The following is an 11,492-nucleotide window of genomic DNA, read 5'->3' on the forward strand; positions in this document are numbered from 1 at the left end:
ACCGCAGCGCTGCTGCGCGGAGGTTTCCAATGAACGACGACAGCAAGTACATCGAGATCCGCGACGTCGAGCAGCGCTTCAAGACGGCCAAGGGAAGCTTTCTTGCGCTGCGCGACATCAACCTGAACGTCGCCAAGGGCGAGTTCATCACGCTCATCGGGCACTCGGGCTGCGGCAAGTCGACGCTCCTGAACCTGATCGCCGGGCTGACCACGCCGACGCAAGGCGTGCTGCTGTGCGCGAACCGCGAGATCAAGGGACCGGGCCCGGAGCGCGCCGTCGTGTTCCAGAACCACTCGCTCCTGCCCTGGCTCACCTGCTTCGAGAACGTGTACCTCGCGGTCGAGCGCGTGTTCGCAGCGACCGAAAGCAAGGCGCAACTGCGCCAGCGCACCGATGCGGCGCTCGCGCTGGTCGGCCTCACGCCCGCCGCGCAGAAGCGCCCCGGCGAAATCTCCGGCGGCATGAAGCAGCGCGTGGGCATCGCCCGGGCGCTGTCGATGGAGCCCAAGGTGCTGCTGATGGACGAGCCCTTCGGCGCACTCGACGCCCTCACCCGCGCCAAGCTGCAGGACGAACTTCTCGCCATCGTGCAGAAGACGCACAGCACCGTCGTCATGGTCACGCACGACGTGGACGAGGCGGTTCTCCTGAGCGACCGCATCGTGATGCTCACCAACGGCCCGGCCGCCACCATCGGCGACGTGCTGGCGGTGGACATCGCGCGCCCGCGCAACCGCGTCGAACTGGCCGAAGACCCGGCTTATGTGCACGCGCGCAAGGCGGTGATCGATTTCCTCTACACGCGCCAGGCGCATGTGGAGAAGGTCGCGGCCTGACGCGACGCCCCGGGACGCATGGCGCCATGTCGGCTCTCCGGGAGACACCGCGGAACCGGCTTCGCCGGGCCGCAGGTGTCGCCCCCTGCAAGGGGGTAGGAGAAGCGACACGGAGTGCGCGAAGCCTGGGGGTTTGCCGGATTCAAGACATGATGACCTGCAGGCTGTGCTCGTACCAACCCGTGAGGCGCTCGAAGGTGTCCACGAGGGCTTCGCTGGAGCGAACCAGCGTTGAACGCCCTTCCGGGCTGTCCAACGCCTGCACGCCACCTACCAGGCGCAGCCATTCGTCGCGCGCCGTCACCAACCCCGCGCGGATTTCGGGTGAACTGAGCGGCGCGCGTTCCAGCTCCAGCAGCGCGGCCTCGAACTCGCTCATGGTCGGCATCAACCGGTCACGCGATGCGCTGGCCGCGAGCGTCGACGCCAGCAACGCATCCTTTGCCAGACGCTGCGCCCGCATGCGCTGCCTCCCGCAGATGTTGACGATGCGCAGCGCGCGCCGTGCACCGGATGCTTCCAGCGCTTCCGTCATCGCTTCGGCGGCGAGCAGCAAGGCCTCGCCGCGTGCGTCGATCTCCGCGAGCCCCTGCGGCGTGGGCTTCACGGCCAGCGCGGTGCCCAACCCGTTCCACGCTGCCTGCACGACGCCCAGCGCCTGCACGCCGGCCGCGCCCAGCTCGAGGGCCGCGAGGTGATCCAGGTTCTGCCGCACCCGCTCGGTCGATTGCGTGCGCAGGACCCGCGCGCGCTGCACGTCGATGCCGGCGAGCAGTTGCGCCGCCACCCGCACCAGCCGCTGCGACAGCATGCGCAGCTGCCCCGCACGGTTGATCGCCTCGGCCCATTGCGCGGCTTCGATGACCGAGCGCGACACCTCGCCCAGCCGCAGGTTGGCGTGCATGGCGGCGCCGCGCAGCAGGCCGAACGCCTCGTCCTCCCCGATGCCGCGTGCGGACATCAAGAGGCCCTTGGCGCGATCGACCCACTTGCGCTCGTCCATGCGGGTGCGCAGGTTGTCGAGCTCGCTGCGCAGCGCGGTCTCGCGCGCCCATCGCGCCTGCGCGCGGGCCAGCAACGCGGGGAGCGACACCGCATCGAGCGGTGCCCACGCATGCACGCCGAGCGCGACCAGCGCCTCGTGCTGCTCGCCCGTCAAAGGTGCGCCGACCAGGCTCGATGCACAGGGCGGCACGCCGCTCCAGCCTTTCAGCCCGTCGCGCAATGCCTGCAGTTGCGCCGCTTCGGGCAACCAGGCCAGCACCTGTTGCGGTGCAAGCGTGCGCGCCTGCTGCACCAGCGTGCGGCAGGTGGCGCGCCCGAGCACCGTGGCGCCTGCATCCGCAATGCCTTGCCGCAGGGGCTCCGGCAGCGGCGCGGAAGCATCGAATTCATTGGGCAGGACGAGAAGAAGGGAAGTCATGGCGGCGTGTCGGGAGGCACGGCAAGCATAGGCCACGCTCGCACGCGCACCCGTGCGATTTCGCGGGCACGTCTCTTGCATCGAGAGGGGCGCGGTGTAACGAAGCACCGCTTTGGTGAGGCTGCAGACTCCTGCAACCGGTCCGGCCACGCACAGGCCGGACACACCCCCACGCCGACAGCGTCCGCTGCCGGCACTCCGACCCCAACCCTGTCCGTCGACACGACCTCCTCCAGGTCGCGCCGCGGCTTTTTGCATCTTTGAACACCATGTCCGGTTTCAGGAATTTCTTGCAGTCAGGCCACAGTCCCACGCTGTTCGCGGCGTTCCTGTACTTCTCGTTCTCCTGCTGCATCTGGGTGCTCAACGGCGCCATGGCGCCCTTCATCGGCGAGACCTTCGATCTCTCGCCCGCGCAGAAGGGCCTGATGCTCTCGGTGCCGATCATCGCGGGCGCGCTCATGCGCTTTCCGCTGGGCATCCTCTCGCAGTACATCGGCCGCAAGAAAGCCACGCTGGTCGAGATGGGCCTCATCGCGGTGGCGATGCTGTTTGGCTTCTTCTTCGTGAAAAGCTTCAATGACCTGCTCGCCATGGGCGTGCTGCTGGGCATTGCCGGCGCGAGCTTCGGCGTGGCGCTGTCGCTCGGCTCGGGCTGGTTCCCGCCGCAGCACAAGGGCCTGGCGATGGGCCTGGTGGGCGCGGGCAACGTGGGCACGGCGGTGTCGGTGCTGGTGGCGCCGCCGCTCGCGCAGTGGCTGGGCTGGCAGGCGGTGTACGGCGTGGCCGCGGTCGCGATTTTGATTCCGATGGTGGTGATGGTGATCTTCGCCAAGGAGCCGCCCGACGTGGACAGCCACGCGAGCTTCCGCGAACACATCGCCTGCCTGTTCGAGAAGGACGGCTGGGTGTTCAGCCTGATCTACGGCGTGACCTTCGGCGGCTTCATCGGCCTCACCACCTTCCTGCCCTCGTACTACTACGACCAGTTCGGCGTGAGCAAGGTGCAGGCGGGGCAGCTCACCATGCTCGCGGCCTTCATGGGCGCGGCGGTGCGCATCGTGGGCGGCTGGCTCTCCGACCGCTGGGGCGGCGTCAACACGCTCACCGTGGTGCTGCTGGTGGTCGCCGTGGGCCTCGTGCTGGTCGGGCTCTCATCGGGCTCGCTGGCGCTCACCACGCTGCTGTTGATCGTGTGTTTCGCCGCGCTGGGAGCGGGCAACGGCGCGTTGTTCCAGCTGGTGCCGCTGCGCTGGCCGCTGAGCACCGCGGTGGCCGGCTCGATGATCGGAGAGATCGGCGCGCTCGGCGGCGGCCTCGTGCCCAACGCCATGGGTTTGTCCAAGCAATACCTGGGCAGCTATCTCTGGGGCTTCGTCTTCTTCGGCGCGCTCTCGCTGGCGATGCTGGGCGTGATGCGCGTCATGCAGATCCACTGGACGCGCACCTGGGCCGAGAAGGGTGGCCGTGCGCGCACCTCGCCGGCTCCCGCCGTCTCATCCCCTGCGCGAAAGGCTGCATGACTTTCCCACCCGTTGCCCACGAGCTTGTCGAAGGGTCGTTCCCATCGCGAGCAGGGCTTCGACAAGCTCAGCCCGAACGGGGGGGGTGCCTGTCGTTGTCTTCAGCGTGGCAGGAACAGCAGCCAAACCACCAGCAGTGCGTTGAACAGCAACGACACGCCCAGGGCGATCTTGTAGAGCATCACCGGGTCGCGGCGGATGAGCGGCGTGGCGGCCGGTGCGCCGACGGGGCGCGAGGCACCGCGTTCCAGCGCGAGCAACATCTCCTCGGCGGTCTCGAAGCGCTCGCGCGGATCGCGGGCGACGGCCTTGCGGACCAGGTGGTCGAGCCACACGGGCACATCGGGCCGCAGCCGCGAGAGCGCGACCGGGTCGCGCCGGTAGCGCGCCACCTGGTAGGGCTCGATCTCGCCATAGGGCAGGTGGCCGCCGAGCCACTGGTACAGCGTGGCGCCGAGCGCGAAGAGATCGCTGCCCGCGTCGGCCGCACCGCCCTCCTCCCACTGTTCAGGGTTGATGTAGCTCGGCGTGCCCGCATGCAGTTCACGCTGGGCCGCGCCCTCGCGCCCGGACAACGCCACGCCCAGGTCCAGGATGCGCCAGCGCCCGTCGTCGCCCAGGTGCAGGTTGCCGGGCTTGATGTCCCGGTGCACCACGCCGTGGCGGTGCAGCCGGCCGAGCGCCTTGCTCACTTCGATGGCCGCGGCAACCACCTCGGCCACCGTGCCGCGCGAGCCGGCCTTGCGCATCTGCTCCAGCGTACGGCCGCCGTGCCAGTCGAACACGATGTAGAGCGCGCTCGCGTTCTCCGCGCGTTCGTGCACGCGAACGAAGCCGCCTCCCCCGCCCACGCGCTGGCCCAGCCACGCCTCGTGCGCGAGCATCGCGCGCTCCTGCGGATCGCCGGCGCGCGAGGGATGCAGCGTCTTGAGCGCCACCAGCTCGCGCGTGGCCGGATGGCGCGCCTGGTAGAGCAGATGCACAGCGGTGTCGGCCACCAGGCCGGTGACGACGAAGCCGTCGAGCACATCGCCCACCTTCAGCAGCGGCGGCGGTGTGAGCCGGCGGCCGTCGCCGAGTTCGTCGTCGAGCTGCCGCGCATCGAGGCCGACGACACGAATGACCAATGCGGTCGCGTTGTCGCGCGTGCCGGCATCGAGCGCCGCATGCACCAGTGCCTCGCTCGCCGCTTCGGCATCGCCCTGCAACGCGATCGCGGCCACCTGCTGCGGCTTGAGCACGCCGTGCACGCCATCGGAAGTCAGCACGAAGCAGTCGCCCACGCGCACGTCGCCCTGCGCGTAGTCGACGCGCACCTGGTCGTCCAGGCCGATGGCGCGCGTGAGCCGGCTGCGCATGTCGGGGTGTTCGAAGACATGGTCCAGCGTGAGCGGCACGGCGGCATCGCCATCGGCGCGCACGCGCCAGGCACGCGTGTCGCCCACATGCGCCAGCGTGTAGCTCTGGCCGTGCAGCACCAATGCGGTGAGCGTGGTGAGCGCGGTCGCGCCGCCCGCACGACGTCGGTTGTGGTCGGCGAGCCAGGCGTTCTGTGCGCCGATCAGGCGGTCGAGCGCGGCGGTCGGCTCCCAGGTGTCGGGCGTGGCGAAGTAGTCGGCCAGGAGGCCCATCACCGTGGTCTGCGCCGCCTCCAGGCCGCGCCCGCCGGTCGAGACGCCGTCGGCAATCGCCGCGATGAGCCCGCGCGCCTCGTCGCCCCGCGGCGCATGCACGGCACCGGCGAAATCTTCGTTCACCTCGCGGGGTCCGCGAAGGCTGCTGTAGCCGATGTCCACTTCGAAGCTCATGGCGCCATTGTCCATGTGCGTCTCTATGGGCACCGCGCTTCTTTGTCCGCTTGATTTCGAGTAAAGGTCCAGCCCCATGAAGAAAATGAAACTCGTGATGGTCGGCAACGGAATGGCCGGCGTGCGCACGCTCGAAGAGCTGCTGAAGATCGCGCCCGACCTGTACGACATCACCGTCTTCGGCGCAGAGCCGCACCCGAACTACAACCGCATCCTGCTGTCGCCGGTGCTCGCGGGCGAGCAGACGGTCGACGAGATCGTGCTCAACAGCTGGGAGTGGTACAGCGACAACCGCATCACCCTGCATGCGGGCAAGAAAGTGGTGGAGGTCGACCGGGTCAAGCGCATCGTGCGTGCCGAAGATGGCACCGAGGCCGCCTACGACCGCCTGCTGATGTGCACCGGCTCCACCCCCTTCATGCTGCCGGTGCCGGGCAAGGACCTGAAGGGCGTGATCGCCTACCGCGACATCGCCGACACCGACTACATGATCGAGACCGCGCGCACGCACAAGAACGCGGTGGTCATTGGCGGTGGCCTCCTGGGCCTGGAAGCGGCCAACGGCCTGATGCTGCGCGGCATGAACGTGACGGTGGTCCACGTGATGCCCTGGCTCATGGAGCGCCAGCTGGACGACGTGGCGGGCAAGCTGCTGCAGAAGTCGCTGGAAGACCGGGGCCTCAAGTTCCTGATGGGTGCGCAGACGCAGGACATGGTGGGCAATGAGGAAGGCCGCGTGAAGTCCATCCGCTTCAAGGACGGCACCGAAGTCGCCGCCGACCTCGTGGTCATGGCCGTGGGCATTCGCCCCAACGTCGAGCTGGCCGAGAAGATGCGCCTGCACTGCAACCGCGGCATCGTGGTCACCGACACCCTGCAGACCGTGACCGATGCGCGCATCTACTCGGTGGGCGAATGCGCGGCGCACCGCGGCATCGCCTACGGGCTGGTCGCGCCGCTGTTCGAGCAGGCCAAGGTCGCGGCCAACCACCTCGCGCAGTTCGGCATCGGCCGCTACCTGGGTTCGCTCACCTCCACCAAGCTCAAGGTGACGGGCATCGACCTCTTCAGCGCGGGCGAATTCATGGGCGGCGAAGGCACCGAGGAGATCGTGATGAGCGACCCCTTCGGCGGCGTCTACAAGAAGCTGGTGCTCAAGGACGACAAGCTCGTGGGCGCGTGCCTCTACGGCGACACGGTCGACGGCAGCTGGTACTTCAAGCTGCTGCGCGACGGCCGCAGCGTGCACGACATCCGCGACCGGCTGATGTTCGGCGAATCGAACATCGGCGACACCGGCCACGAGGGCCACAGCAAGGCCGCGAGCATGCCCGACGATGCCGAGGTGTGCGGCTGCAACGGCGTGAGCAAGGGCACCATCTGCAAGGCGATCAAGGTCAAGGGCCTGTTCACGCTCGACGAGGTGAAGAAGCACACCAAGGCCAGCGCCAGCTGCGGCTCGTGCACCGGATTGGTCGAGCAGATCCTGATGTTCACCGCGGGCGGCGACTACTCGGCCACGCCGAAGAAGAAGGCGATCTGCGGCTGCACCGACGCGAGCCACCAGGACGCGCGCGACGCGATCCGCAAGGACCACCACCTCACGCACGACGAGGTCTACCGCAACCTCGGCTGGCGCACGCCCAACGGTTGCGCCACCTGCCGCCCGGCCATCAACTACTACCTCATCAGCACCTGGCCGAAGGAGGCGAAAGACGATCCGCAGAGCCGCTTCATCAACGAACGCAGCCACGCGAACATCCAGAAGGACGGCACCTACTCGGTCATTCCGCGCATGTGGGGCGGCCACACCACGCCCGACGAATTGCGGCGCATTGCGGATGCGGCCGACAAATACAAGATCCCGACCGTCAAGGTCACCGGCGGCCAGCGCATCGACCTCCTGGGCGTGAAGAAGGAAGACCTGGAAGGCGTGTGGAAGGACATTGGCATGCCCTCGGGCTTTGCGTATGCCAAGTCGCTGCGCACGGTGAAGACCTGCGTGGGCAGCGAGTGGTGCCGCTTCGGCACGCAGGACTCCACCCAGATGGGCAAGGACCTGGAGCGCGCGCTCTGGGCGATGTACTCGCCGCACAAGGTCAAGCTGGCCGTGTCGGGGTGCCCGCGCAACTGCGCCGAGTCCGGCATCAAGGACGTGGGCGTGATCGGCGTCGATTCGGGCTGGGAGCTCTACGTGGGCGGCAACGGCGGCATCAAGACCGAGGTGGCCCAGTTCCTCGTGAAGGTGAAGACGTCCGCCGAGGTGATGGAGTACGCGGGTGCCTTCCTGCAGCTGTACCGCGAGGAAGGCTGGTACCTGGAACGCACGGTGCACTACATCGGCCGCGTGGGCCTGGACCACGTGAAGAAAAAGATCCTCGAAGACGCGGACGGCCGCAAGACGCTCTGGGAGCGGCTGCAGTTCGCGCTCGACGGCGAGCCCGATCCGTGGTTCGAGTCGGCCGAGGCGTCGGTGGACGTGCGGCAGTTCTCGCCGCTGCCGGTGCCGGCCCACGCCATCCAGTCCGCTTGAAAGGAACAGTGCCATGAGCGAATGGAAAGCCATCTGCCGCATCGACGACATCCCCGTGCTCGGCGCGCGCCGCGTGGCGCGGCCGGCGGGCCTGGACGTCGCCGTGTTCCGCAATGCCGAGGACCAGGTCTTCGCGCTGCTCGACCGCTGCCCGCACAAGGGCGGCCCGCTGAGCCAGGGCATCGTGTTCGGCACCAGCGTGGCCTGCCCGCTGCACAACTGGACCCTCGGGCTGGACGACGGCTGCGCCAGGTCGCCCGACGAAGGCTGCACGCCGAAGTTCGCGGTGAAGGTGGAAGACGGCGTGGTGCACCTGGACGCGGACGAGCTTTCCGCGCACGCCACCGATCTGCCGCGCCCCATCGCCGGTCCGAAGGTCTTGTCCCCTCTCCCTCTGGGAGAGGACTAGGGTGAGGGCAACAGCGTGCATATCGCCAGCGCCGTCGGCCCTCACCCCCACCCTCTTCCAGAGGGAGAGGGAGTGATGCGGGAAACGAAATCCACCTGCCCGTACTGCGGCGTTGGCTGCGGCGTGATCATCGAATCCGACGGCGCGCAGATCACCGGCGTGCGCGGCGACCCCGACCACCCCGCCAACTTCGGCCGCCTCTGCACCAAGGGCTCGACGCTGCACCTCACGGCGAGCGCGCCGGTCACGCGGCAGGCGCGGCTCCTGCAGCCGCTGCAACGCCTCGTGCGCGGCGCGGCGCCCACGGCCGCGTCGTGGGACGCGGCGCTCGACAACGCCGCGGGCAAGTTCGCGCAGGTCGTCCAGGACCATGGCCCCGACGCCGTCGGCTTCTACATCTCGGGCCAGCTGCTCACCGAGGACTACTACGTCTTCAACAAGCTCGCCAAGGGCCTGGTCGGCACCAACAACGTGGACACCAACTCGCGCCTGTGCATGAGCAGCGCGGTGGCCGGCTACAAGCAGACGCTGGGCGCCGATGCGCCGCCGGCCTGCTACGACGACCTGAAGCATGCCGAGTGCCTCTTCATCGTGGGCAGCAACACGGCATGGGCGCACCCGATTCTTTTCCGCCGCATTGAAGACGCGAAAGCGGCCAACCCGGCGCTCAACATCGTGGTGGCCGACCCGCGCCGCACCGACACGGTCGAGATCGCCGACCTGTTCCTGCCGATCCAGCCCGGCACCGACGTGATGCTGTTCAACGGCATGCTGCACCTGATGCTGTGGGAAGGCTGGACCGATGCGAAGTACATCGCGGCCCACACCAGCGGCTTCGACGCGCTGAAGGCCACGGTGCGCGAATGCACGCCCGACAAGGTGGCGCAGGTCTGCGGCATTTCGAAGCAAGACCTGCTCGCGGCCGCGCGGCTGTTCGCGACTTCACCCGCCACGCTGAGCCTGTATTGCCAGGGCCTGAACCAGTCGTCCAGCGGCACCGCGAAGAATGCGGCGCTGATCAACCTGCACCTGGCCACCGGCCAGATCGGCAAGCCCGGCGCGGGCCCGTTCTCGCTCACCGGCCAGCCCAATGCGATGGGCGGGCGCGAAGTGGGCGGCCTGGCCAACCTGCTGAGCGCGCACCGCGACCTGGGCAACCCGGAACATCGCGCCGAGGTGGCTGCGCTCTGGGGCGTGCCCGCGGTGCCCGCGAAGCCCGGCAAGACGGCCGTGGAGATGTTCCAGGCCGCGGCCGACGGCGAGATCCGCGCGTTGTGGATCGCCTGCACCAACCCCGCGCAGTCGATGCCCGACCAGGCCACGGTGCGCCGTGCGCTGGAACGCGCCGAGTTCGTGGTGGTGCAGGAGGCCTTCTCGACCACCGCCACCTGCGCCTTCGCCGACCTGCTGCTGCCCGCCACCACATGGGGCGAAAAGGACGGCAGCGTGACCAACAGCGAGCGCCGCATCTCGCGCGTGCGCCCCGCCATCGCCGCACCGGGCGAGACGCGGCACGACTGGTCGATCGCCACCGACTTCGCGCGCCGCCTCGAGGAGCGGCTCGGCCGCGCGGGCACGCTCTTTCCGTACGACACCGCCGAATCGGTCTGGAACGAGCACCGCGAGACCACGCGCGGGCGCGACCTGGACATCACCGGCCTGAGCTACGCGATGCTCGACGACCTCGGCCCGCAGCAATGGCCCCTGAAGGAAGGCGAGACCACCGGCCGCGTGCGCCTGTACGAAGACGGCGTGTTCCCCACGCCCGACGGCCGTGCCCGTTTCGTCGACACGCCGTACAAGCCCGTGGCCGAGGCCCGCGAGGCGCGCTACCCCTTCTCGCTCAACACCGGGCGCCTGCGCGACCAGTGGCACGGCATGAGCCGCACCGGCACCGCCCCGCGCCTGTTCGACCACGTGGCCGAGCCCATGGTGCAGATGAACCCGCAGGACATGGCGCGGCGCCAGATCGGCGAAGGCGACCTGGTGCACCTGACATCGAAGCGCGGCTCTATCCTGCTGCCCGCGCGCGGCAGCGCCGAGATCGGCCTGAGCCAGGCCTTCGTCGCGATGCACTGGGGCGAGGAGTACCTGAGCGGCTGCTCCTCGACCGGCACGCGGCTGGCCGGCATCAACGCGCTCACCACGCCGGCCTGCTGCCCCACTTCGAAGCAGCCCGAGCTCAAGCACACGGCGGTGAAGATCCTCAAGGCCGAGCTGCCATGGTCGCTGCTCGCGATGGGCTGGCTGCCGCCCGACGAGGTGCTGGCGACGCACCGCGCGCTGCAGCCGCTGATGGCGATGTTTCCGTTCGCAAACTGCGTGCCGTTCTCGGGCAGCACCAAGGACGCGTCGGGCGCCGAGCGCAGCGGCCTCCTGTTTCGCGCGGCTGCGCACGATGCACCGGCCGATGCGCTGCTGGAACAGATCGAGGCGCTGCTCGGCCTGCAAAGCGCCGACACCCTGCGCTACGCCGACCGCCGGCGCGGCCAGCGCCGCTCGGCGCGGCTGGTGCGCCGCGCCGACCAGAGCGCGGGCCTCGAAGCCTTCCTGCTCGCAGGCGACACCAGCGCCGAGGCCTGGATCGCCACGCTGCTGCGGGAGGAACTGCCGGCGCAAAGCTACGGCCGCCTGCTGCTCTCGCCCGGCGCCCGCGCGCCGCTGGCGGTGCAATCGCGCGGGAAACCGGTCTGCACCTGCTTCAACGTGACCGACCTGGCGATCCAGACCGAACTGGGCCGCTGCGGCGGCACGCCGGACGAACGGCTGGCCGCCCTGCAGGGCACGCTGAAATGCGGCACGAATTGCGGCTCGTGCATTCCGGAGCTCAAACGCATGGTGCGGATGGTGCCTGCCGAAGCGATGGCGGAGACCCCATGACCCCGCGTCTTGCCCCCTCCCCTCCCGGGGGAGGGCTGGGGTGGGGGCAAGCGGCGCATCCATCGCGCGCTCTGCCT

Annotated in this window: 7 protein-coding genes; 5 read left to right on the forward strand and 2 right to left on the reverse strand. The window is 69.0% G+C overall.

Annotated elements, in window-relative coordinates:
• Nucleotides 1–29: 29 nt before the first annotated feature.
• Nucleotides 30–839, forward strand: a complete 810-nt coding sequence (locus tag RT97_RS16305) for an ABC transporter ATP-binding protein (RefSeq protein ID WP_013542425.1) — start codon at nucleotides 30–32, stop codon at nucleotides 837–839.
• A gap of 142 nt (nucleotides 840–981) precedes the next feature.
• Here the strand turns inward: RT97_RS16305 and RT97_RS16310 are convergent, their stop codons facing one another.
• A complete protein-coding gene (locus tag RT97_RS16310) occupies nucleotides 982–2,262 on the reverse strand; it encodes an ANTAR domain-containing protein (protein WP_042579845.1) in 1,281 nt (426 codons plus the stop codon).
• Between the two features lie 269 nt (nucleotides 2,263–2,531).
• Here RT97_RS16310 and RT97_RS16315 point away from each other — a divergent pair, with 269 nt between their 5' ends.
• Nucleotides 2,532–3,785 (forward strand): MFS transporter, encoded by a 1,254-nt coding sequence (locus RT97_RS16315; RefSeq protein ID WP_042579846.1) that lies wholly within the window; start codon nucleotides 2,532–2,534, stop codon nucleotides 3,783–3,785.
• Between the two features lie 101 nt (nucleotides 3,786–3,886).
• Here the strand turns inward: RT97_RS16315 and RT97_RS16320 are convergent, their stop codons facing one another.
• A complete protein-coding gene (locus RT97_RS16320; protein ID WP_042579851.1) occupies nucleotides 3,887–5,593 on the reverse strand; it encodes a bifunctional protein-serine/threonine kinase/phosphatase in 1,707 nt (568 codons plus the stop codon).
• A gap of 76 nt (nucleotides 5,594–5,669) precedes the next feature.
• Here RT97_RS16320 and nirB point away from each other — a divergent pair, with 76 nt between their 5' ends.
• From nirB to RT97_RS16335, 3 genes are all read left to right on the forward strand, one after another.
• On the forward strand, nucleotides 5,670–8,126 hold the full coding sequence (gene nirB, locus RT97_RS16325) for a nitrite reductase large subunit NirB (protein WP_042579847.1): 2,457 nt from the start codon (nucleotides 5,670–5,672) through the stop codon (nucleotides 8,124–8,126).
• Between the two features lie 13 nt (nucleotides 8,127–8,139).
• Nucleotides 8,140–8,535 (forward strand): nitrite reductase small subunit NirD, encoded by a 396-nt coding sequence (gene nirD, locus RT97_RS16330; protein WP_042579848.1) that lies wholly within the window; start codon nucleotides 8,140–8,142, stop codon nucleotides 8,533–8,535.
• Between the two features lie 75 nt (nucleotides 8,536–8,610).
• On the forward strand, nucleotides 8,611–11,415 hold the full coding sequence (locus RT97_RS16335; protein ID WP_042579849.1) for a nitrate reductase: 2,805 nt from the start codon (nucleotides 8,611–8,613) through the stop codon (nucleotides 11,413–11,415).
• Nucleotides 11,416–11,492: the final 77 nt, after the last annotated feature.

This window comes from Variovorax paradoxus, assembly GCF_000834655.1.
Lineage (GTDB): Bacteria > Pseudomonadota > Gammaproteobacteria > Burkholderiales > Burkholderiaceae_C > Variovorax > Variovorax paradoxus_F.

What these genes read in the sequence shown, in the direction of transcription:
- RT97_RS16305 (WP_013542425.1), top strand. Translation starts at nt 30, where the DNA reads ATGAACGACGACAGCAAGTACATCGAGATCCGCGACGTCGAGCAGCGC.
- RT97_RS16310 (WP_042579845.1), bottom strand. Translation starts at nt 2,262, where the DNA reads ATGACTTCCCTTCTTCTCGTCCTGCCCAATGAATTCGATGCTTCCGCG.
- RT97_RS16315 (WP_042579846.1), top strand. Translation starts at nt 2,532, where the DNA reads ATGTCCGGTTTCAGGAATTTCTTGCAGTCAGGCCACAGTCCCACGCTG.
- RT97_RS16320 (WP_042579851.1), bottom strand. Translation starts at nt 5,593, where the DNA reads ATGAGCTTCGAAGTGGACATCGGCTACAGCAGCCTTCGCGGACCCCGC.
- nirB (WP_042579847.1), top strand. Translation starts at nt 5,670, where the DNA reads ATGAAGAAAATGAAACTCGTGATGGTCGGCAACGGAATGGCCGGCGTG.
- nirD (WP_042579848.1), top strand. Translation starts at nt 8,140, where the DNA reads ATGAGCGAATGGAAAGCCATCTGCCGCATCGACGACATCCCCGTGCTC.
- RT97_RS16335 (WP_042579849.1), top strand. Translation starts at nt 8,611, where the DNA reads ATGCGGGAAACGAAATCCACCTGCCCGTACTGCGGCGTTGGCTGCGGC.